Origin of the sequence: Rhodovibrio sodomensis, assembly GCF_016583645.1 — a bacterium.
GTDB classification, from domain to species: domain Bacteria; phylum Pseudomonadota; class Alphaproteobacteria; order Kiloniellales; family Rhodovibrionaceae; genus Rhodovibrio; species Rhodovibrio sodomensis.
This window is the reverse complement of the sequence record NZ_NRRL01000008.1, coordinates 60,250-86,498: the sequence shown is the minus strand read 5'-3', so window position 1 is coordinate 86,498 and position 26,249 is coordinate 60,250. Positions and strand designations below refer to the sequence as shown.

Annotated in this window: 27 protein-coding genes; 11 read left to right on the top strand and 16 right to left on the bottom strand. The window is 70.3% G+C overall.

Annotated features, from left to right (window positions below):
• Nucleotides 1-234 precede the first annotated feature (234 nt).
• The 3 genes from CKO28_RS06085 (at nt 235) to CKO28_RS06075 (ending at nt 1,995) form a co-directional block, all read left to right on the top strand.
• Nucleotides 235-1,224 (top strand): adenosine kinase, encoded by a 990-nt coding sequence (locus tag CKO28_RS06085; RefSeq protein ID WP_200339729.1) that lies wholly within the window; start codon nt 235-237, stop codon nt 1,222-1,224.
• A 366-nt stretch (nt 1,225-1,590) separates the two neighbouring features.
• Nucleotides 1,591-1,740 (top strand): hypothetical protein, encoded by a 150-nt coding sequence (locus tag CKO28_RS06080; protein WP_200339728.1) that lies wholly within the window; start codon nt 1,591-1,593, stop codon nt 1,738-1,740.
• Nucleotides 1,741-1,818: 78 nt separating this feature from the next.
• A complete protein-coding gene (locus CKO28_RS06075) occupies nt 1,819-1,995 on the top strand; it encodes a hypothetical protein (RefSeq protein ID WP_200339727.1) in 177 nt (58 codons plus the stop codon).
• Between the two features lie 137 nt (nt 1,996-2,132).
• Here CKO28_RS06075 and CKO28_RS06070 read toward each other — a convergent pair whose 3' ends face one another.
• The gene (locus CKO28_RS06070) at nt 2,133-3,161 is read right to left on the bottom strand and encodes a threonine aldolase family protein (protein WP_200339726.1); all 1,029 of its coding nucleotides are present in this window, start codon (nt 3,159-3,161) and stop codon (nt 2,133-2,135) included.
• Between the two features lie 338 nt (nt 3,162-3,499).
• Between CKO28_RS06070 and CKO28_RS06065 the strand changes: the two genes are divergently transcribed.
• From CKO28_RS06065 to CKO28_RS06045, 5 genes are all read left to right on the top strand, one after another.
• Nucleotides 3,500-4,405 carry an ABC transporter permease subunit gene (locus CKO28_RS06065; RefSeq protein ID WP_200339725.1) on the top strand — a complete coding sequence of 302 codons (906 nt, stop codon included), beginning with the start codon at nt 3,500-3,502 and terminating at the stop codon, nt 4,403-4,405.
• On the top strand, nt 4,402-5,331 hold the full coding sequence (locus CKO28_RS06060) for a branched-chain amino acid ABC transporter permease (protein WP_200339724.1): 930 nt from the start codon (nt 4,402-4,404) through the stop codon (nt 5,329-5,331). The genes CKO28_RS06065 and CKO28_RS06060 overlap by 4 nt, the downstream gene beginning before the upstream one ends.
• Nucleotides 5,332-5,335: 4 nt before the next feature.
• On the top strand, nt 5,336-6,109 hold the full coding sequence (locus CKO28_RS06055) for an ABC transporter ATP-binding protein (protein WP_200339723.1): 774 nt from the start codon (nt 5,336-5,338) through the stop codon (nt 6,107-6,109).
• Nucleotides 6,110-6,161: 52 nt separating this feature from the next.
• The gene (locus CKO28_RS06050) at nt 6,162-6,890 is read left to right on the top strand and encodes an ABC transporter ATP-binding protein (protein WP_200339722.1); all 729 of its coding nucleotides are present in this window, start codon (nt 6,162-6,164) and stop codon (nt 6,888-6,890) included.
• Between the two features lie 312 nt (nt 6,891-7,202).
• Nucleotides 7,203-8,390: an ABC transporter substrate-binding protein gene (locus tag CKO28_RS06045; protein WP_200339721.1), complete on the top strand. Its 1,188-nt coding sequence runs from the start codon at nt 7,203-7,205 to the stop codon at nt 8,388-8,390.
• A 198-nt stretch (nt 8,391-8,588) separates the two neighbouring features.
• On the opposite strand, the gene rsmD is transcribed toward CKO28_RS06045, so the two are convergent.
• From rsmD to CKO28_RS06025, 4 genes are all read right to left on the bottom strand, one after another.
• Nucleotides 8,589-9,155: a 16S rRNA (guanine(966)-N(2))-methyltransferase RsmD gene (gene rsmD, locus CKO28_RS06040; RefSeq protein ID WP_200339720.1), complete on the bottom strand. Its 567-nt coding sequence runs from the start codon at nt 9,153-9,155 to the stop codon at nt 8,589-8,591.
• The gene (locus CKO28_RS06035) at nt 9,130-10,074 is read right to left on the bottom strand and encodes a pseudouridine synthase (RefSeq protein ID WP_200339719.1); all 945 of its coding nucleotides are present in this window, start codon (nt 10,072-10,074) and stop codon (nt 9,130-9,132) included. Before CKO28_RS06035 ends, rsmD begins: the two co-directional genes overlap by 26 nt.
• Complete coding sequence (locus CKO28_RS06030) at nt 10,071-10,799, bottom strand: gamma-glutamyl-gamma-aminobutyrate hydrolase family protein (RefSeq protein ID WP_200339718.1); 729 nt, start codon at nt 10,797-10,799, stop codon at nt 10,071-10,073. Before CKO28_RS06030 ends, CKO28_RS06035 begins: the two co-directional genes overlap by 4 nt.
• A 172-nt stretch (nt 10,800-10,971) precedes the next feature.
• Entirely contained in the window at nt 10,972-11,400 is a 429-nt protein-coding gene (locus CKO28_RS06025; RefSeq protein WP_200339717.1) for a DUF3775 domain-containing protein, read from the bottom strand.
• A 346-nt stretch (nt 11,401-11,746) separates the two neighbouring features.
• Between CKO28_RS06025 and CKO28_RS06020 the strand changes: the two genes are divergently transcribed.
• Complete coding sequence (locus CKO28_RS06020) at nt 11,747-12,226, top strand: nucleoside deaminase (RefSeq protein ID WP_437127614.1); 480 nt, start codon at nt 11,747-11,749, stop codon at nt 12,224-12,226.
• A 197-nt stretch (nt 12,227-12,423) separates the two neighbouring features.
• On the opposite strand, the gene CKO28_RS06015 is transcribed toward CKO28_RS06020, so the two are convergent.
• On the bottom strand, nt 12,424-12,657 hold the full coding sequence (locus CKO28_RS06015) for a hypothetical protein (RefSeq protein WP_200339716.1): 234 nt from the start codon (nt 12,655-12,657) through the stop codon (nt 12,424-12,426).
• Nucleotides 12,658-13,107: 450 nt separating this feature from the next.
• On the opposite strand from CKO28_RS06015, the gene CKO28_RS06010 reads away from it, so the two are divergent.
• Entirely contained in the window at nt 13,108-13,899 is a 792-nt protein-coding gene (locus CKO28_RS06010; protein ID WP_200339715.1) for a Crp/Fnr family transcriptional regulator, read from the top strand.
• Between the two features lie 129 nt (nt 13,900-14,028).
• Here the strand turns inward: CKO28_RS06010 and CKO28_RS06005 are convergent, their stop codons facing one another.
• Together CKO28_RS06005 and purD are read right to left on the bottom strand one after the other, a co-directional pair.
• A complete protein-coding gene (locus tag CKO28_RS06005; RefSeq protein WP_207168749.1) occupies nt 14,029-14,271 on the bottom strand; it encodes a hypothetical protein in 243 nt (80 codons plus the stop codon).
• A gap of 346 nt (nt 14,272-14,617) precedes the next feature.
• Complete coding sequence (gene purD / locus CKO28_RS06000; protein WP_200339713.1) at nt 14,618-15,913, bottom strand: phosphoribosylamine--glycine ligase; 1,296 nt, start codon at nt 15,911-15,913, stop codon at nt 14,618-14,620.
• Nucleotides 15,914-16,023: 110 nt separating this feature from the next.
• On the opposite strand from purD, the gene xseA reads away from it, so the two are divergent.
• On the top strand, nt 16,024-17,628 hold the full coding sequence (gene xseA, locus CKO28_RS05995) for an exodeoxyribonuclease VII large subunit (protein ID WP_242480364.1): 1,605 nt from the start codon (nt 16,024-16,026) through the stop codon (nt 17,626-17,628).
• Nucleotides 17,629-17,837: 209 nt separating this feature from the next.
• Here xseA and CKO28_RS05990 read toward each other — a convergent pair whose 3' ends face one another.
• The 8 genes from CKO28_RS05990 to CKO28_RS05955 all read right to left on the bottom strand — a co-directional run bounded on the left by CKO28_RS05990 (nt 17,838) and on the right by CKO28_RS05955 (nt 26,246).
• Nucleotides 17,838-18,251, bottom strand: a complete 414-nt coding sequence (locus tag CKO28_RS05990) for a DUF5615 family PIN-like protein (RefSeq protein ID WP_200339712.1) — start codon at nt 18,249-18,251, stop codon at nt 17,838-17,840.
• On the bottom strand, nt 18,251-18,937 hold the full coding sequence (locus CKO28_RS05985; RefSeq protein ID WP_200339711.1) for a DUF433 domain-containing protein: 687 nt from the start codon (nt 18,935-18,937) through the stop codon (nt 18,251-18,253). Before CKO28_RS05985 ends, CKO28_RS05990 begins: the two co-directional genes overlap by 1 nt.
• A gap of 143 nt (nt 18,938-19,080) precedes the next feature.
• A complete protein-coding gene (locus tag CKO28_RS05980; RefSeq protein WP_200339710.1) occupies nt 19,081-20,037 on the bottom strand; it encodes an LpxL/LpxP family acyltransferase in 957 nt (318 codons plus the stop codon).
• A complete protein-coding gene (gene lpxK, locus CKO28_RS05975) occupies nt 20,034-21,020 on the bottom strand; it encodes a tetraacyldisaccharide 4'-kinase (RefSeq protein WP_200339709.1) in 987 nt (328 codons plus the stop codon). The genes CKO28_RS05980 and lpxK overlap by 4 nt, the downstream gene beginning before the upstream one ends.
• 17 nt (nt 21,021-21,037) lie before the next feature.
• Nucleotides 21,038-22,402 carry a 3-deoxy-D-manno-octulosonic acid transferase gene (locus CKO28_RS05970; RefSeq protein ID WP_200339708.1) on the bottom strand — a complete coding sequence of 455 codons (1,365 nt, stop codon included), beginning with the start codon at nt 22,400-22,402 and terminating at the stop codon, nt 21,038-21,040.
• Nucleotides 22,399-23,184 (bottom strand): lysophospholipid acyltransferase family protein, encoded by a 786-nt coding sequence (locus CKO28_RS05965; RefSeq protein ID WP_200339707.1) that lies wholly within the window; start codon nt 23,182-23,184, stop codon nt 22,399-22,401. The genes CKO28_RS05970 and CKO28_RS05965 overlap by 4 nt, the downstream gene beginning before the upstream one ends.
• A 7-nt stretch (nt 23,185-23,191) precedes the next feature.
• On the bottom strand, nt 23,192-25,087 hold the full coding sequence (locus CKO28_RS05960; RefSeq protein WP_242480363.1) for an ABC transporter ATP-binding protein: 1,896 nt from the start codon (nt 25,085-25,087) through the stop codon (nt 23,192-23,194).
• A gap of 157 nt (nt 25,088-25,244) precedes the next feature.
• Nucleotides 25,245-26,246 carry a glycosyltransferase family 4 protein gene (locus tag CKO28_RS05955; RefSeq protein ID WP_200339706.1) on the bottom strand — a complete coding sequence of 334 codons (1,002 nt, stop codon included), beginning with the start codon at nt 26,244-26,246 and terminating at the stop codon, nt 25,245-25,247.
• Nucleotides 26,247-26,249 lie beyond the last annotated feature (3 nt).

The following is a 26,249-nucleotide window of genomic DNA, read 5'->3' as shown; positions in this document are numbered from 1 at the left end:
CTCTCTCTGGAGGGCGCCATCCCCTCTCCCTCGAGGGGAGAGGGCGGGGCCCGCGACCCGCAGGGTCGTGGGAGGGTGAGGGTGGGACTGCCCGGCATCCACCGGCAAACCCACCCTCACCTGTCCTCTCCCCTCAAGGGAGAGGGACCCGCCGCAACGGCCGTTCGACGGGCAAGCGCGGCGCCCATGGGCGCCGCGCTTTAGGTACACGCACATATCCAAGGAGGACGAACCTTGGCCGATAAGAGCTACAAGGTTGTCGGGATCGGCAACGCCGTCGTCGACGTGCTGGTCAACGTCGAGGACAGCTTCCTGGAGAAGCACGGCCTGACCAAGGGCGGCATGCAGCTGGGCGACGAGCAGACCGCCGATCAGCTGTATCAGGACATGCCCGCGGGGCTGGAGTGCTCCGGCGGATCGGTCGGCAACACCGTCGCCGCGCTGGGCGCGCTCGGCGCCAAGGCCGGCTACATCGGCAAGGTCGCCGACGACGAGCTGGGCCTGGTCTACGCCCACGACATGAAGGCCAACGGCGTCACCTTCGCCACCGACCGCGCGGACGGGCAAATGACCACCGCGCGCTCGCTGGTCGCGGTCACCCCGGACGCCCAGCGCACCATGTACACCTCGCTCGGCGCGGCGATCACGCTGTCCAAGGACGACGTCGACACCGACCTGATCGCGGAGGCCGAGGTGCTGCTGCTGGAGGGCTATCTGTTCGACAGCCCGCAGGCCAACGAAGCCTGCCACATCGCCCTGCCGGCGGCGCGCAGGCACGGCACCAAGACGGCGATCAGCCTGTCGGACGCCGGCTGCGTCGAGCGCCATCTCGAGGAATTCCGCAAGATCCTCGACGACGGGCTCGACATCCTGTTCGCCAACGAGGAGGAGGCCAAGACGCTGTCCGGCGCCGGCGACGTCTGGTCGGCGGTCGAGTGGCTGAAGCGCGACGGCCTGATCGCGGTCGTCACCCGCAGCGAACGGGGCTCGATCGTGGTCGATGGCGGCGCGCAGACCGAGGTCGCAGCGGTCAAGCCGGCGCAGCTGGAGGACACCACCGGGGCGGGCGACATGTACGCCGCCGGCTTCCTCTATGGCCTGACCCACGGCTGGTCGCATGCCGACAGCGGTGCGCTCGGCGCCCGTCTGGCGGCGGAAGCGATCGCCCACCTGGGAGCCCGCCCGCGCAAGGACATCAAGCCGCTGCTGAAGCAGGCGGCGTAACCCCCCGCCCCAACAGCCTTCGGCGGCCTTCGCCGGCGGCCGCAAGCCCGGTACCGGACGCTTCCGGTGCCGGGCTTTCTTGTACCCGCGCGCCTGAAGTGCGCCCGGTTGTCGCAGATTGTCTGCGCACGAACGCGAGGCAAACGCGCTCATCGGCGGTTCACCGACAGACGAACGCGGTCGAAATAGTTTTGTGCAATGCAACAACGGAAAAAGTGAATCGGCATTTTTCTATCGGTTCGGCAGTCTGCGCCGTGTCGAAAGGCCGGGGTCGCCGGATCGCCGGATGCGAATACCCGAGCCGACGTTCAAGGCCCCCGTCCAAGGCGACCGATGCGGGCCAAGCGGAAGGGAGCGCGTGCCGCCATGCAAAACCTCAACCTGTGGCTCGCCGTGGACCGCCTGCGCGCCGTCGCCGGAGAGGATCCGGAAAGCGCGCGCGAGCTGTCCGAGCTGATCGACCTGATCCGCGCGCTCGACGGCACGCACGACACCGGCGACGCCGCGCATATCTGAGTTCGTGCGGCGCCGGGCTCCCTCGGGCCCGGCCGAGCTCCACCGACCCGACGTTGTTCCAAAGGGGACCCGACCGGCATGACCGATCCGACGACGACCGCCAGCAAGACCGAACGGCTCGACGAGGCGCTCGCCTGTGTGCGTAAGTACGGTCGGCAGACCGCGGCCGACACGCGCGCGATCGAATCTGCCATTCGCGACCTGCGCACCCGGATCGACAGCCGCGCGCGCGAGCTGGAGCCCGCGGAGGCCTAGAGGCGCCTGGCGTCGAACTCCTCCTGGCTTTCACGGATCGCCTCGTCCAGTGGGAGGAGGGGCGAGGGGAGGAGGGACCACGCGCATCCGTGCCGCGGGCAACCTCCTCTCTCCTCCCAGGGGAGGAGAAGGAACCGTTACGCTTCCACCGTCAGTCCCTGCACCGCCGCCACCGCGGCGCGCGCGTCGTCCACGCTCGCGTCCAGGTGAGTCAGCAGGCGCAGTTTGCGTCTGCCGATCCGGCCCACCTTGACGCCGCGCTCGCGTAGGCGCGCGCAGACGGTGTCCGCGTCCGGGGCACTGTCGGCCAGTTCCGCCACGACAATATTGGTCTCCACCGGCAGGACGCGCTTGACGATCGGCGCCGCGGCCAGGTCGGCACCCAGGTCGCGGGCCATCGCGTGGTCGTCGGCCAGCCGGTCGACGTGGTGGTCGAGGGCGTGCAGGCACATCGCCGTCAGCACACCGGTCTGGCGCATCGCCCCGCCCCAGCGGCGCTTCAGCAGCCAGGCGTCGCGGATGAACTGCGCGCTGCCCGCCAGCACGGCGCCGACCGGACAGCCAAGCCCCTTGGTGAACGCGAGCCAGGCGCTGTCGTGATGCCGGGCGTAATCGGCCGCCGGGACGCCGGTGGCGACGCTGGCGTTGAGCACCCGCGCGCCGTCCAGATGCGCCGCCAGGCCGTGGTCCCGGGCGGTCCGCGCCACCGCGTTCAGCTGATCGACCGGCCAGACCGCACCGCCGCCCAGGTTGGACGTCTGCTCGGTCACCAGGAGACGGCTGCGCGGGGCGAAGCTGGACGGCGGACGGAGCGCGGCCGCGACTTGGTCGGGCGTGAACAGGCCGCGCTCGGCGTCCAGCGGGTGCATCATCACCCCCGACAGCGCCGCCGGCCCGCCGCTTTCGGCGAAGATGATGTGGCTTTCCCGGGCGCAGATCACCTCGTCCCCCGGGCGCGTGTGCACCGCGATCGCGATCTCGTTGCACATCGTGCCGGACGGCAGGAAGACCGCCGCCTCCATGCCGAACAGCGCAGCGACCCGCCGGTTCAGGTCCAGGGTGGTCGGGCAGGCATCGTGGCGCTCGTCGCCGGTCTCGGCGTCCAGCACCGCTTCCCGCATCGCCCGGGTCGGCCGGGTCTGGGTGTCGGAGGAGAAGTCGATCATCGGCGGCTTCCTGCGTGCGCGTCGTGGGCGGGTGGGCGAAGCGGTGCAGCGGGTCCCCTCTCCTCCACTGGGAGGAGCGGGCTAGGGAGAGGAGGTGAGCACGTCGCCGAGAGCACGGCATCCTCCTCCCCTAGCCCCTCCTCCCCAGCGGAGGAGGGGAATTAGTTGCGGGACCAGGGCGGTCGCCCATGGATACTAACCCGGCACCGCCAGCGGGCGAGGCCCCCCGTTGAAACCCGGGTGCGGTTTATGGTGAAGATCGGGGTCGGCCGCGCCGGACGGTCGCAGGCCACACGCTCGTGTCGGGCGCAACGACCAGGAAGATAGGACGGCCACCGGTGGCTCAGATCATCTTCGACAGCCTGATCCGCAGCTCGACCCTGGCCCTGCTGGCCGTGGGCTTGACGATGGTCTACTCGGTGCTGCGGTTCCCGAACTTCGCCCACGTCGAGTTCGCGCCGCTGGGCGCCTACGTCGCGCTCGCCGGCGCCACCGTGGCCGGACTGCCGCTGGCGCTGAGCGCGGTGATCGGGATCGCGGTCTGCGGCGGTGCGGGCATCCTGGCCGATCGACTGGTGTTCCAGCACCTGCGCGACCGCTCGCCGATCATGCTGATGATCGCGGCCTTCGCGCTCGGCATCGCGATCCGGGAGACGCTGCGCGCGATCTTCGGGCCCAGTCCGCGCAACTTTCCGCTGCCCCTGCAGGCGCCGATGGAGGTCCTGGGCGCGAGCGTGACCACCGTGCAGCTGGTGATCATCGCCTCGGCGGTCGCCTGCATGCTGATCTTCCACGGCCTCTTGACCTACACCAAGCTGGGCGTGGCGATGCGCGCGGCCGCGGACAACCCGAACCTGGCGCAGGCGAGCGGCATCTTCACCGAACGGATCATCCGCGCGGTCTGGTTCATCGGCAGCGCGTTCGCCGGCCTGGGCGGCATCCTGCTGGGCCTGGATACGCAGATCTATCCGATGATGGGCTTCTCGGTGATCGTGCCGGTGTTCTGCGCGGCGATCCTGGGCGGCATCGGCTCGCCGTACGGCGCCATGCTGGGCGCGCTGGTGCTGGGCTTCGCCGAGAACGTCGGGCTGTCGATCAACTTCGCCTTCCTCGGGTCCCTGGTCGGTGTCGACCGGGACTTCCTGTTCATCCCCGCGGGCTATAAGCCGGCGATCGCGTTCGTCTTCCTGATCGCGGTGCTGCTGCTGCGCCCGCAGGGCATCATGGGGGCGGCGCGGCGATGATCGAGTTCCTGACCTACCTGCTCACGATCATTGGCATCTGGGCGATCCTGGCGCTCAGCCTGAACCTGCAGTACGGCCTGACCGGCCTGGTCAACCTGGGCCACATCGCGTTCTTCATGCTGGGCGCCTACGGCTCGACGATCCTGACGGTCGTGGTTGGGACCAACGTCGTCGTCGGGCTGATCGGCGGGGTGCTATTGGCGGCGGCGTTCGGCGCGCTGATCGCGCTGCCGACGGCGCACCTGCAGCAGGACTACTGGGCGATCTCCACCCTGGCGGCGGCGGAGATCGTGCGGCTGTTCTTCAAGAACACCACGATCGGCGGCACCTACCAGGGCGGCCCGCACGGCTATTCCGACATCCCGCAGCCGCTGTTGGACACGCTGGGCAACCAAGGATTCGGCATCTTCTATCTGGTCCTCGTCGCAGGGTTCGTGGCGCTTTCCTGGGGGCTGGTGCAGTGGCTGACCGGAATGCCGTTCGGCCGCGCGCTGAAGGCGATCCGGGAGGGCGACGAGGTGCCGCGGGCGCTGGGCAAGGACGCGCGCTGGCTGCGCATCCGCGCGATGGCGCTGGGCGGCGGCGTCGCCGGGCTGGCGGGGGTGCTGTACGCGCACTTCAACGCCTTCGTCGATCCGACCTACTTCAAGCCGCTGGAGACCTTCATCGTCTGGTCGATGGTGATCCTGGGCGGGGCCGGCAACCACCTGGGCGCGCTGGTCGGCTCGCTGATCATCCAGGCGATCTACAACTCCACCCGGTTCCTCGCCGGTGCAGTGCCGATCGACGCCGATACGCTGGGCTCCCTGCGCATGGTGGCGATCGGCGTGCTGATCATCCTGGTGATCATGTTCCTGCCGAACGGCCTGGTGCCCGAGCGCGTGCGCCGCTACGCCCACACCCGCAGGCGGCAGGGGAGCGACTAGGGTCATGGCCGAACCGCTGCTGCAGACCGACAACGTGCGCAAATCCTTCGGCGGGCTGACCGCGCTCGACGGCGTCTCGCTGGAAGTGCGCGCCGGCGGCGTGGCCGGGCTGATCGGGCCGAACGGCTCGGGCAAGACGACGCTGTTCAACGTGATCTCCGGCTTCGCCGCGCCCGACGTCGGCGAGGTCCGGTTCGACGGCGCGCGGATCGATGGGTTGAGCCCCGACCGGATTGCCCGGCGCGGGCTGGTCCGGACCTTCCAGGCCAGCCTGAACCCGCAGGCGATGACGGTCATGGAAAACCTGCTGCTCGCCCCGCAGCAGCAGGTCGGCGAGGGCGTGCTGGCCGCGCTGTTCCGCCCGGGGGCGATCCGCCGGCAGGAGGATCAGGCGCTCGAGCGCGCCTGGGAGATCCTGGCGCAGATCAAGCTGGACCACCAGGCGGACACGCCGGCGGGCTCGCTCTCCGGCGGGCAGAAGAAACTTTTGATGATGGGTCAGGCGCTGATGGTGCGGCCCAAACTGCTGCTGCTGGACGAGCCGGTCGCCGGCGTGAACCCGCGGCTGATCGACGGCATCGTCGGCGTGATCCGCGCGCTTCAGAGCCAGGGTCAGAACTTCCTGATCGTGGAGCACAACATGCAGGTCGTCCGCCGGCTGTGCGACAGCGTCACCGTGCTGGACGCCGGGCAGATCATCGCCAGCGGCGCGACCGACGAGGTGCTGCAGCGCGACGACGTGCTGCGCGCCTACCTCGCCCGGCAGAGCGGGCGGTGAGGGGACCCGCCGCCGCGTCGGGCAGCCCACGCGTAAGGGGAGAGGCAAGCCCATGGCCGTGATCGACGTCGACGGGCTGACCTGCGGCTACGGCGAGACGCAGGTGCTGACCGAGGTCGACCTGCACGCCGAGAAGCAGGAGATCGTGACCATCATCGGCCCGAACGGGGCGGGCAAGTCGACCCTGTTGAAGGCGGTGATGGGCTACCTGTATCCGACCGCCGGGCAGATCCGCTTCCAGGGCGAGGACGTCAGCCGGCTGCGTCCGGACCAGCGGGTGGTCCAGGGGATCGCCTACGTACCCCAGCTGGACAACGTGTTCCCCTCGCTCAGCGTGGAGGAGAACCTGCGGATGGGCGGCTACACGCTCGCCAAGGGCACGCTGAAGCAGCGCATGGAGGCGCAGTACGCGGGCTTCCCGCGCCTGGCCGAACGGCGCAAGCAGCGGGTCAAGACGATGAGCGGCGGCGAACGGCAGATGCTCGCCATGGCGCGCGCGCTGATGACCGAGCCGGACCTGCTGATGCTCGATGAACCAAGCGCCGCGCTCAGCCCGCAGATGGCCGACGAGGTGTTCCAGAAGGTGCAGGCGATCAACGCCGAAGGCCGCACCATCCTGATCGTCGAGCAGGAGGCCCAGCATTCGCTCGAGATCTCCCACCGCGGCTACGTGCTGGCGGACGGGCGCAACGCCTTCGACGGCAAGGCGCAGGATATCCTGAACGACGACAAGATCCGCCAGGCCTACCTCGGCGGTCAGGTGGCGGAAGCCGACGGCTGACCCGAGCACCGCTCAACCCGCCACCGGGTTAACAACCGGGCCAGTGATTGCTATCTCTGCCGGTAACGCGACAACAACAAGACCCGGACCGCGTGAACCGGGCCCATGGCGTGACGAAGCGGCCGGCGCGCAGGCACGGCCACAGCCGCGCCGGCGGGACGTCCAGAAGACCGGGCAAGCATCAGGGCAAACGCGGTCCCGCCGCTCAGCATCTTGCCCGCGACACAGAATCCGAACGCCGCCCGAGCCGGGCCGCGTGGCGGCAAGCGGCCTCCAGGGTCCGGCGGCGGCAGGACCAAGGGAGGCACCGTGATGCACAGTCTGAAACGTACGGTTGCCAGCGTGGTTGCGCTGGCCGCGACGGCCGGCCTGAGCGCCGGCCCGGCGGCGGGCGAGCCGATTCAGCTGGGTCAGCTGACCTCGCTGACCGGCACCAACGCGGTGGTCGGTCAGGACATGGAACGCGGCATGCAGCTGGCCGTCCAGCGGGTCAACAACGGCTACGAAGTGCCGATGGACGGCGGCGAAACCCGCAAGCTCGGTCCGGGCCTGCTCGACGGCCGCCAGGTCGAGGTGATCGTGGAGAACACCGAAAGCCGGCCGGCCTCCGCGATGGATGCGGTCCGCAAGCTGGTCAACGTCGACGACGTGCCGGTCGTGATCGGCGAGTTCTCCTCCGGCATCTCGGTGCCGACCGGCCAGTTCACCAACAGGAACCAGACCGTGCAGATCTCGGTCGGCTCGACTTCGCCCAAACTGGCGGAGATCGGGCCGTATATGTTCAACGCGATCGGCCTGGACAACATCATGGGCGCCGAACTCGCCCAGTTCGCCATGCAGGACAGCGGGGTGAAGAAGTTCGCCTCGATCACCCCGAACAACCCGTTCGGCGTCGGGCTGGAGCTGAACGCCTGCAAGACGGTCAAGCAGGCCGGCGGCGCGTGCACCCGAACGGTGCGCTATGAGCTGAACAAGTCGGACTACCGCCCGGAGATCAAGCAGCTGTTCCGCGGCGACACCAAGGCCGGCTTCTTCACCGCCTACGGCACCGAGGCGCGGCTGATCCTCCGCCAGATGTACGAGAGCGGCAAGGAGATGCCCAAGGGCTGGTACGCTGACTACATGACCATGTGGTCCAACGAGGTGAAGGAGATCCCGCAGGTCGCCGAGGGTATCAAGGGCCTTGTGGTCGGCGTCGACAGCAACTTCTACGACACCGAGTACGCCGAGGCCTACGAACGGGAGTTCGGCGAGGCGCCGCTGACCGCGTTCGGCGGCTACGCCTACGACGCGGCGATGATGGCGATGCTGGCGATCGACCAGGCCGGCTCCACCAAGCCCAAGCAGATCGCCGAGGCGCTGCATGAGGTCGCCGACGATTACCGGGGCGTGACCGGCGACAAGGCCGTCAACGAGAACGGCATGCAGAAAAGCGAGAGCTATCAGCGGAAGATCTTCAAGGACGGCAAGCTGCGGGACTACACCGTCTCCGGCAGCTAAACCGCGCCCGACCCGAGGTGGCTCCCCCCGGCACGGCCATGCGCCGTGCCGGGGGATTTTTGTTCCCTGTCCGCCGCCGAGGCGAAGAGGCTCTTGTAGGGCGGATTAGCCCTGTAAGCGGCAATCCGCCGTGACGCGGCCTCAAAAGGTGGGTTGCTGGCGCGAAGCCACCCTTACGGAAAACACCCTACAGGCGCTTCAGCGCTCGGGCGCGCGCAGGAAGACCACCTTGGCCTTGCCGTACTTGCGGGTTTCGATCTCCTCGAAGCCCTCGGGAACGCTCAGGTCCTCGGTCTTCATCAATTCGACAACGACCAGTGCGTCCGCGGCGATCCAGCCGCTGGACCAGAGGGCGCGCATCGCCGGCGGCGCCATGCCCTGGCGGTAGGGCGGGTCCAGGATCACCAGGTCGCAGGCGCGGGTGGCGCGCGGCGGATGCAGGCAGTCGCCGTGCACGATCGTGGCGTTCTGCTGCTCGCCGAGCGTCCTCAGGTTCTCCCGCAGGGCCGAAATCGCCGCCGCCTGGCTTTCCATGAACACGGCGTGCGCGGCCCCGCGGGAAAGCGCCTCCAGCCCGTTGGCGCCGGCGCCGGCGAAGCCGTCCAGGACCATCGCGCCCGGCAAGGGGTCGCCGTCCGCGGCGAACTTGCCGTGGGTCAGGATGTTGAACACGGATTCGCGGGTCAGCGCGCTGGTCGGGCGGGTCTGTTCGCCCGCGGGCGCGCTCAGCGGCCGGCCCCTATGACGTCCGGCGACGATGCGCATGCGGCTTGCTCTGCTTGTCCTGCTGGCCCTGGGGGTCGCGATTGGCCGCGCGGCCCGCCGGCTTGTTGCCCGGCTTGCCACCGGCGGGCTTGCGCGGCTTGTCCGGCTTGCGCGCGTTCTTCGGCGGCTTGGCCTTGGCGGTGCCGACCTTGCGCTCGGGCGACTGCGCCAGGCCCAGCTGTTCGGCCAGCACCTTGGGCGGCACCTCCTTGACCTCGCCTGGCTTCATCGACCCCAGCTGGAACGGGCCGTAGGCGACCCGCAGCAGCCGGTTCACCCGGTAGCCCAGGTGCTCCATCACCCGCCGGACCTCGCGGTTGCGGCCTTCGCGCAGGGAGACCGTGACCCAGGTGTTGGCGCCCGCCTTGCTATCGACCTGCGCGTCGATCGAGCCGTAGCGCACGCCATCGACCGTGATGCCCTGCTGCAGGGTCGCCAGCTGGTCGGCGTCGGGGTCGCCGAACACGCGCACGCGGTAGCGCCGGATCCAGCCGGTGTCCGGCAGCTCCAGCCGGCGCTTCAGCGCGCCGTCGTTGGTCAGCAGCAGCAGCCCTTCGGAGGTCAGGTCGAGCCGCCCGACCGGCATCAGCCGCGGCAGCCCGTCGGGCAGCACCTCGTAGATCGTCCGCCGGCCCTCGGGATCGCGTTCGGTCGTGACCACGCCGCTCGGCTTGTGGAAGCGGAAGATCCGGGTCGGCTCGGGCTGGGGCAGGCGTTCGCCGTCGATCGTGATCCGCTGGGGGTCGTCGACCGTGACGGCGGGGGTTGTCAGGGTCTGGTCGTCGACCGCCACGCGCCGCTGCTCGATCAGCCGCTCGGCCTCGCGCCGGGAGCAGACGCCCGCGCGCGCGATCAGCTTGGCGACCCGCTGGGCCGCAGCGCCGTCGGCGGCGCCGGTGTCGTCGGTCTTGTCGCTCATCTGGATGCGTCGCCCCGCGCGGCCTGGATGAAGGCGTCGAAGATCCGCTTGTCGCCGGCCGAGATGTGGAACTCCGGGTGCCACTCGACGCCGATGCAAAAGCGCCGGTCGGGCGCCTCGATCCCCTCGATCACGCCATCGGGCGCGCGCGCGTTGATCACCACGCCGTCGCCCACCCCGGCCGCGGCCTGGTGGTGGGCGGAGTTGACCTGCAGCTCGTCCGCCCCGCAGATCGCGTGCAGGCGGGTGCCCTTGACCAGCTGCACGGCGTGCCCGGCTTCGGTGCGCGGGTTCGGCTGCTCGTGGGCCAGCGCGTCCGGCACATGGTCGGGGATGTGCTGGATCAGCGTGCCGCCGAGCGCGACGTTGAGCAGCTGCTGGCCGCCGCAGATCCCCAGGATCGCCATGTCGCGGGCCAGCGCGCCGTTCAGGATCGCCAGCTCGAAGCGGGTGCGCGCGTCCTTGGTCTTGACCGTTTCGTGCTTCGCCTCGGCGCCGAACAGGCTGGGGTCGACGTCGAACGCCCCGCCGGTGATCACCAGCCCGTCGAGCTTGTCGAGGTAGGCCTCGGCCGCGTCGGCCTCGTGCGGCAGGGCGACCGGCAGGCCGCCGGAGGCCGCGACGGCTGCGCAGTAGTTCTGCCGCAGCGCGTACCACGGCATCTTGGACCAGCCGCCGGCCTCCTCGCTGTCCAGCGAGAGGCCGATCAGTGGGCGTGTCGACATGAAAGCGGGCCTTTATTTAGAGCAAGATGCTGAAAGGTGAAGCCACTTTTCAGCTGAATCTTGCTCTCTCTTCAAGCAGTTAGAGCAAACCTCACGATGAAGGTCGACCCGACCTTCATCGATTTTGCTCTAGGCGGGATGGCGGGGCGAGAGGCGGCGGGAAGACCCGCGCCTACATCGAGAAGGCGTCGGTGCCCTCGCAGGACAGGCCGAGCTGGCTCAAGCCCTCCTCCAGGTAGTCGGCGAGCAGCGGATTGCCCAGCAGGTATTCGGCCGCGTTGATTTCCGCGTGCCGGCTGGCGGCCTCGTCGAGCGCCTCCTGCCATTCGTCGGCGGCCGTGTAGTCGCCGCGGCCGAGCCAGGTCAGCGCGAGCAGCTCGATCTGCGCCTCCTCGTTCAGCTCGTCGATCACGCGCTTGGCCTCGGCGTAGATCGGGTCGTCCTGGGCCCGGCTCTCGTCCACGTCCGCCAACGCGTCTTCGGCATCCGGCGCGAGCGTGGCGTCGTCGTCGCCGGCCTCCGCCGGCATGGCGTCTTCCACCTCGAACTCGCGCACCTTGACGATCAGCCAGCAAATCGTCTCCAGGTCGGTGTCCAGCATGGGGCGCGCTCCCTGCCTGTCGCGTGATCCTTGATGCCGTGGACGGTTCGCGGGCGCCGGCCGCGGCCCAACTCTCGGGTGCTAGAGCAAAATCGATGAAGGTCGGGTCGACCTTAATCGTGAATCTTGCCCTAACTGCCTGAAGGGAGAGAGCAAGGCTCAGCTGAAAGGTGGCTTCACCTTTCAGCATCTTGCTCTAGCCGCTTTCCGGCCCCGGATCAATATGCCCGCCAGTTCGCACGCCCGTGGGCGCTTGACCGCACGCGGGACCGCCCACGACAGTGCCCGTCCACCCCGTCTAGCTGGAAACGCCCCACCCGTCACGCCAAGAACCGGAAGGGTCGCCATGCCGTCGATGACGCCGCCGCCGGGTGCGCGTGCGCAGGCGCCGATGCGCCGGGCGCTGACGCTGGCCGGGCAGGCGGCGGCGATCGGCGAGGTGCCGGTCGGCGCGGTCGTGGTCGACGGCGCCGACGGCCGGATCCTGGCGGAGGCGCACAACCGGGTGGAGGCGGACGGCGATCCGTGCGCGCACGCCGAACTGCTGGCGATCCGCGCCGCCTGTCGGGCGCTCGGGCGGAAATGGCTCGAGGCGTGCGACCTCTATGTCACGCTGGAGCCGTGCGCGATGTGCGCCGCGGCCCTGGCGCTGGCGCGGGTGCGCCGGGTTTATTTCGGCGCCTACGATCCCAAGGGCGGCGGGGTCGAGCACGGTGCCCGGGTGTTCGATCAGCCGCAATGCAACTGGCGGCCCGAGGTGATCGGCGGCCTGGACGAGACCGCCTGCGCCGAGCTGCTGCAACGCTTCTTCCGCGCCCGACGTTAGCGGGGTCATGCCTGGCGTTCGCATCTGGATAGAGTAAGCCGCGGCCGGCCGGGGACCATGAGCCGGCCGCGGCTGCGCGCCGTCGCCAGAGCAAGATGCTGAAAAGTGAAGCCGCCTTTCAGCTGAGCCTTGCTCTCTCTCTAGGCAGTTAGAGCAAAACTACGATGAAGGTCGACCCGACCTTCATCGATTTTGCTCTACACGGGTCCAGCTGGCGATCGATGCCGGGAGATCGCCGGGACCGGTCGGAAGCGCCGGCGGTCGCGCAGGTCGTCGGCCGTCAGGTCGAGTTCGCGGAAACGGTCGCGCGGGTCGACCAGGGTGGCACGGGTGCGCACGCCACGCGCCCGGTGGATCGCCGCGACTTCCCAGTCCTCGACGCGCCGGCCGTCGCGGTCGAGCAGGGCGAAGCGTTGGCCTTCAGTGAGCATCGTCTGTCGGCTCCCTCGGTTGGGTGCCGTGGCGCGCCGGCCCTGCACGCTGCATCGGACGGACGGCACGGCCCGGCGCGGTGCCTGGACCGGTCGACCGCGCCGCGCCGGCCACGCGACCGGAACGCAGACGCGCGCCGGGTGACCCGCGATGGGTTGGAGCTTACCGCGCATGCACCTGAGAATCGCCAACCCATGACAAGAAGCGGTGCGTTATCGCAGCCTGAGAAGTTACGGATTTCATGATGTTAGAGTCAGGAAGTCGTGAGAATCCGTCAAGTCGCGTGCCGCTTCCAGCTTGCTGCGACTTCTGTCATTCTTGATCGGCGCGTGTAAAAGTCGGTCCAACGGAGTGCGGGACGCAGGCCGACCGTGCGCGCCCCGCAGAGCGTCCGCTTCCCCGAAAGAGTGCCCGCTCGCGACGTGCACAGAGAGGTCTGCCTGCACACCATGGCAACCAACGACATGTCTCCGGGCGCGCGGGCGCTGCTGACCAAGCTCGACCTGTTCGCCAAGCTGGATCCGCAGGCGCGGCGCACGCTAGCCGGCCTGTTGGATCGGCCGCAGGTGAGCTACGAGCGCGGTCAGGACCTGATGACGCAGGGCGCGCTGCGCCGGGACAGCTACGTCATTCTGACCGGCTGGGCGGCCCGGTCGAAGACGCTGCCGGACGGCCGGCGCCAGATCCTGTCGTTCCTGACCCCCGGCGACGCGGTCGGTCTGTTCGGCGCGATCACGCCGGTGGCGACCAGTTCGGTGACCGCGCTGAGCGATCTGACGGCCGCGCCGTTCGCGCCGACCGCGATCGTGCGCACGATTGCCCGGTCGCCGCAGCTGGCCGCCGCCCTGGTCTGGGCGGCGGCGCGCGAGCAGGAGATCATGGGCGAGCACCTGGTCAGCCTCGGCCGCCGGTCGGCGCGGGAGCGGGTCGCCCACCTGTTCCTGGAGCTGTGGGCCCGGCTGAAGGTGCGCGGCCTCGCCGGCGGCGACCAGCTGCAGGTGCCCCTGACCCAGCAGATCATCGCCGATGCGCTGGGCCTGTCGGTGGTGCACGTCAACCGCACGCTGCGCCAGCTGGCCGCCGAAGGGCTGCTCGCGGTCAAGCGCGAGTCGGTCGCCCTGTTGGACATCCGCCAATTGCATCAGGTGACCGGGTTCGACGAGGACTACCTGATGCACCACGCCATGCCGCAGGATCTGGCGGCCGAACTGGCCCGGCTGGTGACCCACGGCCCGGGCTGATGGCGCCGTTTGCGGGGAGGGCCGGGCGCCGGGCATGCGGCCCGGGCGCCCGGTAACGGCTCAGAGCTACATGCTTGAAGAGAGAGCAAGATTCAGCTGCGAGGTGGCTTCACCTTTCAGCATCTTGCTCTAGTTGTTGGCCGCGGCGTTCGCGCGCGGATCGACGGCGAGCTGGAGGCGCTCGCTCTTGCCGTCCGTCTCGGCCGTACGGTGCGTGCTGTTTTCGGACGCATCGGCCGGGATCGACTGCTTGGCGGTCTGCTGCCGCTCGGTCTTCACGTCCAGGTCGGCGACGGTATTGGAGCTCTTCCAGCCGCAGCCGGCGGCGGCGCTGGTCGCACCGAACGCCACGATGGCCGCGGCGGCGATCACGCTTTTCATCATCTCCACCTCCCAGAACACGCGGTCCAGAACCCGCGAAGGCGTGTTTTCACGAAAAGTCGCCCGTCCCCTTTCGAGGACCAATTTGCAGTCTGCCAGTTCCGGCCGGCGGAGTCACGTCTCACGCGCCGCCACGGCCCCAGCACTCGCGTCTGCCGGTTGGCCGCGGGCGGGTGAGGGGCTGTGGCGCGGCGACGTGGCCTCAAGCCCCTCGGATGTTTCTTCTAGAAGTTAGGGGTGAGAAACTTGAATCGTCCGCCTGAGGAGCTGTGCGACGCCAAGCATCCCGAAGGATCCATCAGCGGCGCCGATGCATCGCCCCGTCACGCCCGCCGCCTCAGTCCTCCGTCTCGATCGTCGGCTTGGCCAGCGCGCGCCAGCCGATGTCGCGCCGGCAGAAACCGCCGGGCCAGTCGATCCGGTCGATCGCGGTGTAGGCGCGCTCGCGCGCCTCCTCCAGCGTGCCGCCCAGCGCGGTCACGGTCAGCACCCGCCCGCCGTTGGCGCGCACGCTGCCGTCGGCGTCGGCTTTGGTGCCGGCGTGGAAGACGACCAGGTCCTCTTCAGCCTTGAGCGCGTCCAGGCCGCCGATCGGCTCGCCCTTCTGGTAGCTGCCGGGGTAGCCGCGCGCGGCGATCACGACGGAGACGGCCGTCTCGGCGAACCAGCGCATGTCGAAGCTGTCCAGCACGCCGTCGCAGGCCGCCATCAGCGCCGGCAGCAAATCGGACATCAGGCGCATCACCAGCACCTGGCACTCGGGATCGCCGAAGCGGACGTTGTACTCCAGCACTTGCGGGCCGTCCGGCGTCATCATCAGCCCGGCGTAGAGCAGGCCCTTGAACGGCCGGCCCTCGGCTTTCATCGCCTCGACGGTCGGCTGCAGGATGGTGGCGTGGATCAGCTCGGCGGTCGGTTCGTCGACCAGCGGGGTCGGGGAGTAGGCGCCCATGCCGCCGGTGTTGGGCCCGGTGTCGCCGTCGTACGCCGGCTTGTGGTCCTGCGCGCAGGGCAGCATCAGCGCGGTCTCGCCGTCGACCAGCGCGAACGCGCTGACCTCCTGGCCGCTCAGGCACTGCTCGACGATCACACTGTCGCCGGCCGCGCCGAAGCGCTTGTCGACCAGCGCCGCGTCGATCGCGCGCTCGGCCTCGCCGTGGGTCTGGCAAACGGTCACCCCCTTGCCGCTCGCCAGGCCGTCCGCCTTGACCACGATCGGCAGCGGCTGGCTGGCGGCATAGGCCTTGGCATCCTCGGCGTCGGTGAAGCGCTGGAACGCCGGCGTGGGGATGCCGTGCTTGGCGCACAGCTCCTTGGCGAACGCCTTGGACCCCTCCAGCTCGGCGGCCGCCTTGCTCGGACCGAACGTCTTGACGCCGGCGCCCTCCAGCGCGTCGACCAGGCCCGCGACCAGCGGCGCTTCCGGCCCGACCACGGCGAGGTCGATCGCGCGGTCGGTCGCCGCGGTGACCAGCGCGTCGACGTCCTCGGCGCCGATCTCCAGGCAGGTCGCCTCCTCGGCGATGCCGGCGTTGCCGGGCGCGCAGTACAGTTCGTCGCAAAGCGGGGAGGCGGCGAGCGCCCAGCACAGCGCGTGCTCGCGGCCGCCGCCGCCGACAACCAGGATCTTCATCGCGGTCTCTCGTAGTGTCGTCGCTCGTTGGTTTCGGACGGGCTTTGGGATCGGCTTCGTGCGCACACCGGTTTTGTCAAACGCGGGGCGTCTAGCATAGTAATGATGGCATGACAGAGCCGCGCGCCTCCTCCGCCCCGATGCCGTTCGAGTCCGACGCCGACCCGCGCGGCGACAACCAGCCGATCTTCACCGTGACCGAGCTCGGCCAGGCGGTGAAGAAGACGGTCGAAGGCGCGTTCGAGCGGGTCCGCGTGCGCGGCGAGATCTCGCGGCCCAGCTTCCCGGCGAGCGGCCACGTCTACTTCCGCCTGAAGGACGAGAACGCGGTGCTCGACGCGGTCTGCTTCCGGGGCATGAAGCAGAAGCTCTCGATGCTGCCGGAGGACGGGCTGGAGGTGATCGCCTCCGGCCGTCTGACCACCTACGCCGGCAAGTCGTCCTACCAGATCATCGTCGACTCGCTGGAGATGGCGGGCGAGGGCGCGCTGCTCAAGCTGCTGGAGGAGCGCCGGAAGACGCTCGCCGCCGAGGGCCTGTTCGACGCGGAGCGCAAGCGCCCGCTGCCTTACCTGCCGGGCGTGGTCGGCGTGATCACCTCGCCGACCGGCTCGGTGATCCGGGACATCCTGCACCGCCTGGCCGACCGCTTCCCGCGGCATGTCCTGGTCTGGCCGGTCGCGGTGCAGGGCGAGCAGTGCGCCCCGCAGGTCACCGCCGCGATCCAGGGCTTCAACGCGCTCAAGAAGGACGGCGCGGTGCCGCGGCCGGACGTGCTGATCGTCGCGCGCGGCGGCGGCAGCCTGGAGGACCTCTGGGGCTTCAACGAGGAAAGCGTGGTCCGCGCGGCCGCTGCCTCGGAGATCCCGCTGATCTCGGCGGTCGGGCACGAGACCGACACCACGCTGATCGACTTCGCCGCCGACCGGCGCGCGCCCACGCCGAGCGCCGCCGCCGAGATCGCGGTCCCGGTGAAAAGCGAGCTGGTCAACCTGGTCGCCGACTTCGAGCGGCGGCTGATCGGGGCGGCGACCCGCGGGCTGGACAACCGGCGCACCCATCTTGAGGGGCTGGCGCGCGGCCTGCCCGATCCCAAGCGCAAGCTGGAGGAGTCCTGGCAGGCGGTCGACGACCTGTCGGAGCGCCTGGGCGGCGCGGTCGAACGGTTCCTGCGCCAGCGCCGGGAGAGCGCGGACAACCTGGGCCTGCGCCTGCCCACGCCGACCCAGAAGATCGCCCAGGTGCGCGAGCGGGTCGACAACCTGGGCGAGCGGATCGCCACCGCCGGTCACCGCCGGATCGAACGCGCGCGCGACCGGTTCGACGGCCTGGACGCCGAGCGCCGGCTGACGCAGACTACCGCCCAGCGCGTGCGCGACGCCCGCCAGCGGGTCGACGAACTGGGCCGGCTGCTCGAGGGCTACAGCTACCAGGCGACGCTGGAACGCGGCTTCGCCGTGGTCTACGCCGACGGCGAACTCGCCACCCGCGCCCGCGATGTCGCGTCCGGCCAGCACCTCGACATCACCTTCGCCGACGACACGGTGTCCGCCGTGGCCGGTGCGGGCCCCGGGGCGGGCGACCGGCCGTCACCGCCCCAGCCCGCGGACAAGCCCGCGGGCAAGCCCGCGCCCAGCCGCAGCCAACCGGCGAAGAAGACCGGCAAGCCGCGCGGCAAGCCGGCCGACGGCGGCGGGCAGGGGTCGCTGTTGTAGGGATCGCGGCCGGGTGCCTTTTCGGCCCCGTGGCGCAGGTGATCGGCCGGGGGCGCGGTGCGCGACCGGCCAGCCGTATCGCAGTTTGGCCACGCCTACGGCTCGGCAGTCGGACCAATGGCGACCTTGGCAGAATGTCTCGTAATAACCGGTTGGGCCAAAACCGGACTCCTTCCGTGAATGAAGGATATAGTCCAGGAAGGGCGGGGTTACGTAGGGAGGCCGTACACAGTGGCCTCGATGGTGTCGTCGTCGTGAAGCGTGACTTCGAGCACTTGGTTAACCAGGTCTCCTTCGAGTTCGTTGATTTCCGACAGGGCCTCCTCGAGGAGTTCAAGCTGGATTCGTCGGCTGTCGTTGTAAGGACGGTTCAAGCAAATCAGCCCCGCATGGATCTTGGCGCCGGAATATCCACCGGAACTTCCCGGGGTACCTGCCGGCCCCCGGAAATCGAACGCATTGCCGGTTATAAACGTCCAGTCCGCATCGAGGATCACCGCCATCAGCGCCTGGTCGGACCACCCGCTCTTATTTAGATGGGTTACATGTGTGGCCTGGTAGCCTGCCGTCTGCAGCCGGTTAACCAGCGCGGGCGACAGGCATTCGTCGACCAGGAATTTCATCAGGCGAGCCCGGCGGCCCCCGATTTTCCGTCACTGCGTTTGCGGCGCCGGGTTCGTACGACCGTAGCTCCCTCGGGAACCGAATGCGCCTTCGGACGTCCGCGGGGTGGATGCGTGTCGGCGTAGAGCTTCGCGAGTTCGACCGTGTCTTTATCGAGATTCGGATACGCCTTGAGCGCCCCCTCTGCCCCCTCATCGCCGTAAGTCCCGGCGACCGAGTGCACCGGGACCCGCGTTCCCCGGATGACGGGCGTCCCGCTGAGAATCTCCGAGCTGCTGTGCACAAGGTCTCGCGCCTTTTTGAGGCGGTCGAGACGCCCGCGCACCCGATCGATGTACGGCCCGACAAGCTTCAGGTTGTTGTCCGGGTCCTCGACTGAGAGATCGGTAAGCGAACTGGTCGACGGATCCATCGACAGGTTCGCATCGAGCAGTTCGGTACTCACCCGGTGCGCGACGTTGTCGATCACGCGCCGGCGCTCCTTACCCGTCAGCCTGTCCTTATGATCGACGTAGAAAGCGATCATGACAGACGCAGCCGGTGTGAACGCCCGTCGGCCGCCATTTAAACGCACCAGATCCTTAGGTACGAGGTCCTCGTCGATCGCTCTGTGGATCTCGCGCTCGTTCACGCCAGCCAGGTACGCGGCCTCGTGCGAGCTGAGCATCTCCACCTGTTCGCCCATAGCCAGGCCCCTAAAAATGTTTCCGAACTCTTGGAAAGTATATAGGCGGGCCGTCCGGGGCAACTACCAAGCTCGTAAAACGTGACCGGGACCCCTCACCACGGATCGCCGCCGCGGATTGGCGTCAGCGCGCGTTCGCGCACCTACCCCATATACGCCGGCTTCTCGAACCGGCGGTGCTGCCAGAGCCATTCGCCGGGGCGGGCTTGGATCCAGGTTTCCAGGCGGGCGTTGCAGGCGGCGACCAGCTGGCGGGTGCAGGTGTCGCGGTCGGCGTCCTGCGGCGGCGCCAGTGGGTCCTCGACGTTGACGCGGAAGCGGGCCGGGCCGGCGCGTTCGATCCGCACGGGGTAGAGCGGGATCTGCCGGCGCACCGCCAGGACGGCCGCGCCCGACGGGCTTTTCGCCGGCTGGCCGAACAGCGTCGCGTCGATCCCGTCGGACAGGCGCTGGTCGAGCAGCACGGCGAGCAGCGCCTTGTCGCGCACCGCCGCCATCATCCGCCGGCTGGCCTCGCGGCCCTTGTTGACCCGCTCGCCGCCGGCGACCGACCGGGCGCGCTCGACCAGCCGGGCGACGTAGGGGTTGTTGGGGTCGCGCACGATCGCGACCGAGCGCGGGGCGAGCTGGGCGGCGGCACAGCCCAGCACCTCCCAGTTGGCGAAGTGGCCGGACCAGCAGATCATCGCCTGCCGGCCGTCGACGGCGGGCTGCAGGCGTTCGTGGCCGCTGTAGGTCACCCGGCCGCTCGCGGGGTCCATGATGGCCGCGAGGTGGGCGTACTCCGCCGCCGTCCGGCCCAGGTTGTCCCAGGACGCGCGCACGATCTCGCGCACCCGCGGCTCGGGCAGGTCGGGGAAGGCGAGGCGGACGTTGGCGCGCGCGGTGCGGTCGACCGCCAAGCGCGGGCCGACCGTGCGCCCCAGCCAGCCGCCCAGGTCGGACGCCCGGTCGGGCGACAGCGCGCCCATCGCGCGCAGCCACAGCCAGGTCGCCGCCGCCTCCGCGAGCCAGCGCAGCGTCTTGCCCGGGCCGGCGCGCTTGCCCGGGCCGCGATGGTCGCGCGGCCGGCGGTCGGCGTGTCCGGTCGACGCGCTCATGCCGCCCCCGCGGCCGGCACGGCCCGATGCAGCAGGCTGTCCAGCCTGCCGTCGCCGGTCCAGGCGAGCCCGATCGGCACGACCTCCACCCGCGCCTGCGCCCAGGCGGGCAGGCGGGCGGCGTCCTTTTCCGTCGTCACCGGGGTCAGGCCGCCGCGCCGGGCCAGCTCGAGCACGCCGGTAAGCTCGCTCGGCCGGTAGCGGTGGTGGTCGGCGAAGCTGCGGGTCGCCGCGACCTCCGCGCCGATGTCGCGCAGCGTGGCGTAGAACTTGTCCGGCCGGCCGATGCCGCAGAAGGCGAACACGCGCACGCCGCTCAGGCGGGTGCGCGTGACCGGATCGACCGCGACCTCGGCGCGCGCCAGCGCCAGGCCCGCCGGCAGCCGGTCGGCGACCCCCGCGCGGTCGGGGCCGATCACCACGGCCGCGTGCACCTGCTCGAGCGTGCGGTCCAGGCGCGCGCGCAGCGGGCCGGCCGGGATCACCCGCCGATTGCCGAAGCCGCGCGCGCCGTCGACCACCAGGACGTTCAGGTCGCGTTTCAGCGCGGGGTTCTGCAATCCGTCGTCCATCAGGATCGCCTGCGCGCCCGCCGCCACCGCGGCGCGCGCGCCGGCCGCCCGGTCGCGCGCCACCCAGGTCGGCGCGGCGCGCGCCAGCAGCAGCGGCTCGTCGCCGACCCGCGCGGCGTCGTCGGCCATCGGGTTGACCGGGTGCGGCCCGGTCTCGCGGCCCTTGTAGCCGCGGCTCAGCAGGTGCACCAGCACACCCCGCATCTGCAGCCGGCGGGCCAGGTCGATCACCACCGGCGTCTTGCCGGTGCCCCCGGAGGTCGCGTTGCCCAAGCAGATCACCGGCACGCCGCAGCTGAACGGCGTGAGCCCGGCCGCGCGCCGGCGGCCGAGCGCGTCGTAAAGCGCGCTGAGCGGGCTCAGCAGCCGCGCGGCAGCGCCGTCGTGATACCAGAAGCTGGGTTCGCGCATGGCGGTCGAAGGCCCGTTCAGCTTGCCGCGGTCCGGTCCGCGGTCGGGGGGCCGGCGGACACGGGCGCGCCGGCCAGCGGCCGGCCGGCCGGTTTGCCGCCGGCGGGGCGCAGCGGGGCGAGGTAGGGGTCCAGTTCGTTCAGCACCGCGTCCAGCACGCCGGCCTGCGCTTCCGCGACCGCGCGGGCGGCGGCGGTCTGGTTGGCGCGCGTGTCCGGTTCCGACAGCAAGCGGTCGACCGCGCGGATCAGGCCGTCGGCGTCGGCGACCTGCCAGCTGCCGCCGGGTTCGCTCAGGTCCTCCGCGACCTCGGAAAAGGCGCGCATGTCCGGCCCGTGGACGACCGCGCAGCCCAGCCGGGCCGGTTCGATCGGATTGTGCCCGCCGACCTGGCCGAGCGACCCGCCGACGAACGCGACCGGGCACAGGCTGTAGAACAGGCCCAGCTCGCCCAGCGTATCGACCAGGTAGACGTCGGTCTCGGCGTCCAGGCTCGCCAGACCGTCGCGGCTGCGCTGGGCCACCCGCAGGCCGCGCTGGCGCAGCAGCCGCACGACCTCGCCCGCGCGCTCGGGGTGGCGCGGCGCGACGACGGTCAGCAGACCCGGATGGCGCGCGCCCAGGGCGCCGTGCACCTGGGCGGCGGCCGCCTCCTCGCCGTCGTGCGTGCTGGCGGCGAGCCAGCAGGGGCGGCCCGCGGTCGCCGCGCGCAGCTGCGCCAGCGCGTCCGGGTCGACCGCCAGCGGCTTGGCGGCGCATTTCAGGTTGCCGAGCGGCCGCGGGTTGCGCGCGCCCAGGTCCGCCATCCGTTCGGCCTGGGTCGGGTTCTGCGCCAGGCAGAAGCGGAAGCCCGCCATCAGCCGGTGGATGAACGCGGGCATGCGGCGCCAGTTGCGGAAGCTGGTTTCCGACATCCGGGCGTTCAGCAGCCCGGTCGGGATGCCGCGCGCCTGGGTCATGCCGAGCAGGTTGGGCCACAGCTCGCTTTCCACGTAGAGCGCGAGGTCCGGTCGCCAGTGGTCGAGGAAGCGGCGCACCCAGGCCGCGCGGTCGATCGGGTTGTACTGGTGGATCACCCCGGCGGGCAGGCGGGTCTGCAGCAGCCGGGCCGAGGTCACGGTGCCGCTGGTGACCAGGACGGTGAGCGCGGGTTCGCGCGTGCGCAGGGCTTCCACCAGCGGCAGCAGCGACAGCGATTCGCCGACGCTGGCGGCGTGCAGCCACACCAGCGGGCCGTCCGGGCGCGGCTGGGACGCGACGCCGAAGCGCTCGCGCAGGCGGCCCTTCTCCTCCTTCCCGCGCGTTACCCTGCGGTGCAGATAGACACGCAGCGCCGGGCCGGCCAGGAAGGTGATCACGCGGTACAGGGAATAGGCGCTCATGACCGGGCCACCCGGTGCTTGGGCGCGCTGTCGCCGGCGCCGGGCCGGGCCTGCGGCCCAGCGCTGTCGAGCCGCTCCGGCGCGGGGCCGGGCTCGGGGGCGATCGGCGGGTGGCCGAAGGCGACGTCGAGCTCCCGGGTCAGGCGGTTCATCTCCGATTCCAGCTGTCGGCGGCAGCGCTCCAGGGTCGCGCCATCCGCGTGGCGCGGGACGTGCACCGGCGCGCCGTACCGGATTTCCGCCCGGCCGAACGGGAACGCCAGCATGAATCGGTCCCAGCTGCCCAGAAAGCGCACCTTCGACGCCCCGATCGACACCGGCAGGATCGGCCGGCCGGTCAGCTGCGCCAGCTTGATCGCGCCGCCGCGGGCATGCATCCGCGGGCCCTTGGGACCGTCCGGGGTGATCCCGATCCACTCGCCCTGCCGGACCAGCTTGGTCGCTTGCCGGATCGCATTCAGCCCGCCGGTGCGCTTGTCCGCGCCGACCGTCTCGACCCGCATGTGACGGATCGCCTCGGAGATCAGGGCGCCGTCGCGGTGGTTCGAGATCATCATGTGAAACCGGCGCGGCCGCGGCGTCCAGGCCCGGTGCAGCAGCATCATCCGGCCATGCCAGAAGGTCGCGATCCCGCCCTGGCCGTCCGCGTCCAGGGCGCGCAGCCGGCTGTCGTCGATCTCGAACCGGGTGGTGCGCTCGACCAGCCGGACGTAAAGGAAGCTGAGGAACGCCAGGGTCCGGCGGGTCGCGGGCGCGTCGAGCAGCCGTTTGGTCAGCCGCATGTCGCCTCTACGCGCTCGCCGTCTTGTTGGTCGGGGCGGCCGCCGGGTCGCTCTCCTGCTCAGCGGTCTCGTCGGCGGCGGTCTCGTCGGCGGCGGTCTCGGCCGCGGCGCCGCCCGCGCCGGAGCTGCCGTCGGTGGCGAACTGCATGGCGTAGAGGCGGGCGTAAGCGCCGCGCTTGGCGAGCAGTTCGTTGTGGTCGCCGCTCTCGACGACGCGGCCCTTGTCCAGGACGTAGATCACCTCGGCGTCGCGCACGGTCGACAGGCGGTGGGCGATCACGATCGCCGTGCGCCCGCGCATCAGCGTGGCGAGCGCGTTCTGGACCTTGCGCTCGCTTTCGGTGTCGAGCGCGCTGGTCGCCTCGTCCAGCAGCAGGATCGGTGCGTCCTTCAGCATCGCCCGGGCGATCGCGACGCGCTGGCGCTGACCGCCGGACAGGCGCGCCCCGCGCGGGCCGACATGGGTGTCGTAGCCGTCCGGCAGTGCGGCGATGAAGTCCGCCGCCCCGCTCGCCTCGGCGGCCTGAACGACGTCCCGCTCGCTGGCGTCGGGGCGGCCGTAGGCGATGTTCTCGCGCACCGTGGCGTCGAACAGCATGACTTCCTGGCTGACCACGGCGAGCTGGCTGCGCAGCGAGGCCACCGTCAGGTCGCGGACGTCCTGCCCGTCGATCCGGACCGCGCCGTCCTCGACGTCGTAGAACCGCGGGATCAGGTTGAACACCGTCGACTTGCCCGCGCCCGAGGCGCCGACCAGGGCGCAGGTCTTGCCCGCGGGCGCGCGCAGCCGCACCCCGTGCAGCGCCTTCTCCTCGGTGTTGGCGTAGCGGAAGGAAACGTCGTCCAGCTCGACCTCGCCGGCGGTCAGCCGGAGGGGCCGGGCATCCGGCCTTTCCTGCAGCGTGGGCTGCCGGTCGATCAGGGAGAACACCCGCTGCGCGGCGGCCAGGCCGCGCTGCAGCTGGTTGTTCAGCTTGGCCAGCCGCTTCAGCGGCTCGTAGGCGAGCAGCAGGGCGGTGATGAACGCGAAGAAAGCGCCCGCCTGCTTTTCCCCGGAGATGACCTGATTGCCGCCGTAGATCAGCACCGCGACGATCGCCAGCCCGCCCAGCACCTCCATCACCGGGGTCAGCACGTTCTGCACCCGGGCGGCCTTCAGCATCAGTTTGAACACCCGGCCGATCGAGGATTCGGCGCGCTCGGTCTCGCGCTCCTCCATGCCGTAGGCCTTGACCGAGCGCATGCCCTGGAACGCCTCGTCCAGGGTCGTGGTCAGATCGCCCAGATGCTGCTGTGTGCGCCCGGAGACCTTGCGCATCTTCTTGCCGATCCGGACGATCGGCAGCACCGCCGTCGGAAAGGCGATGAACGCGACGGTGGCGAGCAGCCAGTCCTCGTAGAACATCACGCCGACCAGCGCGACCAGGGTCAGCGCGTGCTTGCCCAGCCCGGTCAGCGTCTCCGCCACGGAATTGCGCATCATCTGCACGTCGTTGACGAAGCGCGACACCAGCTGGCCCGGCGAATTGCTGTTGAAGAAGCCGAGCTCGGTGTGCATCAGCCGATGGAACATCTCGGTCTGGATGCGGGCCATGATGGCGAGGCCGATGTGGCTCATCAGCACCGCCTGGCCGTAGCTGGCGAGCCCGCGCGCCAGGAACACCAGCAGCGTCATGAACGCGATCGGCCAGAGCATGGCCGGGTTCTTGTTGACGAAGATTTCCTGGATGATCGGCTTCATCAGCTGGGTGAACGCAGCCGTCGTGCCGGCGGCCACCACCATGCAGGCGATCGCGGCGATCAGCCGACCCAGGTGCGGGCGCAGATAGGTGCGCACCAGCCGGCTGACCAGCGTGACGGTCCGGTCGTCGATGGGCAGGCTGGAAAGGGTGGAATCGGCCAAAGCGCTGGATCAGCTGTCCGGAATTCGCGGGCGTGCGCGCGTACGATAGCACGGGCCCGCGTGGGCTGACCACGCGGGCGGGTCCGCAGCCGCCGGCGTCGCGCAACGTACACGCCTTCCGGCTGACCGCGCGGGGGCCGACGACGGCGCCCGCGCTCTAGCCGATGGGGGCCAGATTGTCCAGGAATTGCTCGGCGCTGCGGGTCCAGGAATAGTCCAGCGCGAAATTCCGGCAGCGCTCGCTCGGGATCTCGGCGGCGGCGCGCGCCGCCCGGCCCAGATCCTCGTCCAGCACGCCGATGTCGTGGCCGTTGATCACGTCGTTCGGTCCCGGCACCGGATAGGCCGCCACCGGCAGGCCGCTGGCGAGCGCTTCCAGCATCACCAGGCCGTAGGTGTCGGTGCGGCTGGGAAACACGAACACGTCGCCGCCGGCGTAATGGTGCGCCAGCTCCGCGCCGTGCTTGGCGCCGGTGAAGGCGACGTCGGGGTGGCGCTGGCGCAGCGTCTGCAGCATCGGTCCGTCGCCCACCACGGCCTTGCTGCCGGGCAAGTCCAGTTCCAGGAAATCGCGCACGTTCTTCTCCACCGCCACCCGGCCGACGTAGAGGAAGACCGGCCGCGGCAGATGGTCGAACGCGCTCTTGTCGCCCGGGCGGAACATCTGCGTGTCGACCCCGCGCGACCACATCTTCAGGTTCCGGATGCCCCGGGCGGACAGGTCGCGGTACATCGTGGGCGTGTTCACCATCACGCCGGCTGCCTTGTTGTGGAAGCTGCGCAGCACGGCGTAGCCAAGCCCGGGCGGGAGGCCCGTGCGCGCCTTCACGTACTCCGGAAACTTGGTGTGGAAGGAGGTGGTGAACGGCCAGCCGCGCTTGACGCAGTGCCCGCGCGCGGCCCAGCCGAGCGGGGCTTCGGTCGCAATGTGGACGGCGTCCGGCCGGGCCGCGTCCAGCATCTCGCGCACCCGGCGGCGGGCGAACAGGGCGAGCCGGATCTCCGGGTAGGTCGGGCACGGCCAGGTCCGGAACAAGCCGGGATGGATCACGGTCACGGTGTGACCCTTGGCCCGGGCCTCCTCGACCATGCGCGTCAGGGTGCGGACCACGCCGTTGACCTGCGGCGACCAGGCGTCGGTGACGAGACAGAGATGCATGGG

Bases quoted from the DNA above. Each gene is read 5' to 3' on its own strand.
- CKO28_RS06080 (WP_200339728.1), top strand. From the start codon at position 1,591: ATGCAAAACCTCAACCTGTGGCTCGCCGTGGACCGCCTGCGCGCCGTC.
- CKO28_RS06075 (WP_200339727.1), top strand. From the start codon at position 1,819: ATGACCGATCCGACGACGACCGCCAGCAAGACCGAACGGCTCGACGAG.
- CKO28_RS06070 (WP_200339726.1), bottom strand. From the start codon at position 3,161: ATGATCGACTTCTCCTCCGACACCCAGACCCGGCCGACCCGGGCGATG.
- CKO28_RS06060 (WP_200339724.1), top strand. From the start codon at position 4,402: ATGATCGAGTTCCTGACCTACCTGCTCACGATCATTGGCATCTGGGCG.
- CKO28_RS06055 (WP_200339723.1), top strand. From the start codon at position 5,336: ATGGCCGAACCGCTGCTGCAGACCGACAACGTGCGCAAATCCTTCGGC.
- CKO28_RS06050 (WP_200339722.1), top strand. From the start codon at position 6,162: ATGGCCGTGATCGACGTCGACGGGCTGACCTGCGGCTACGGCGAGACG.
- CKO28_RS06045 (WP_200339721.1), top strand. From the start codon at position 7,203: ATGCACAGTCTGAAACGTACGGTTGCCAGCGTGGTTGCGCTGGCCGCG.
- rsmD (WP_200339720.1), bottom strand. From the start codon at position 9,155: ATGCGCATCGTCGCCGGACGTCATAGGGGCCGGCCGCTGAGCGCGCCC.
- CKO28_RS06035 (WP_200339719.1), bottom strand. From the start codon at position 10,074: ATGAGCGACAAGACCGACGACACCGGCGCCGCCGACGGCGCTGCGGCC.
- CKO28_RS06030 (WP_200339718.1), bottom strand. From the start codon at position 10,799: ATGTCGACACGCCCACTGATCGGCCTCTCGCTGGACAGCGAGGAGGCC.
- CKO28_RS06025 (WP_200339717.1), bottom strand. From the start codon at position 11,400: ATGCTGGACACCGACCTGGAGACGATTTGCTGGCTGATCGTCAAGGTG.
- CKO28_RS06020 (WP_437127614.1), top strand. From the start codon at position 11,747: ATGCCGTCGATGACGCCGCCGCCGGGTGCGCGTGCGCAGGCGCCGATG.
- CKO28_RS06015 (WP_200339716.1), bottom strand. From the start codon at position 12,657: ATGCTCACTGAAGGCCAACGCTTCGCCCTGCTCGACCGCGACGGCCGG.
- CKO28_RS06010 (WP_200339715.1), top strand. From the start codon at position 13,108: ATGGCAACCAACGACATGTCTCCGGGCGCGCGGGCGCTGCTGACCAAG.
- purD (WP_200339713.1), bottom strand. From the start codon at position 15,913: ATGAAGATCCTGGTTGTCGGCGGCGGCGGCCGCGAGCACGCGCTGTGC.
- xseA (WP_242480364.1), top strand. From the start codon at position 16,024: ATGACAGAGCCGCGCGCCTCCTCCGCCCCGATGCCGTTCGAGTCCGAC.
- CKO28_RS05990 (WP_200339712.1), bottom strand. From the start codon at position 18,251: ATGAAATTCCTGGTCGACGAATGCCTGTCGCCCGCGCTGGTTAACCGG.
- CKO28_RS05985 (WP_200339711.1), bottom strand. From the start codon at position 18,937: ATGGGCGAACAGGTGGAGATGCTCAGCTCGCACGAGGCCGCGTACCTG.
- CKO28_RS05980 (WP_200339710.1), bottom strand. From the start codon at position 20,037: ATGAGCGCGTCGACCGGACACGCCGACCGCCGGCCGCGCGACCATCGC.
- lpxK (WP_200339709.1), bottom strand. From the start codon at position 21,020: ATGCGCGAACCCAGCTTCTGGTATCACGACGGCGCTGCCGCGCGGCTG.
- CKO28_RS05970 (WP_200339708.1), bottom strand. From the start codon at position 22,402: ATGAGCGCCTATTCCCTGTACCGCGTGATCACCTTCCTGGCCGGCCCG.
- CKO28_RS05965 (WP_200339707.1), bottom strand. From the start codon at position 23,184: ATGCGGCTGACCAAACGGCTGCTCGACGCGCCCGCGACCCGCCGGACC.
- CKO28_RS05955 (WP_200339706.1), bottom strand. From the start codon at position 26,246: ATGCATCTCTGTCTCGTCACCGACGCCTGGTCGCCGCAGGTCAACGGC.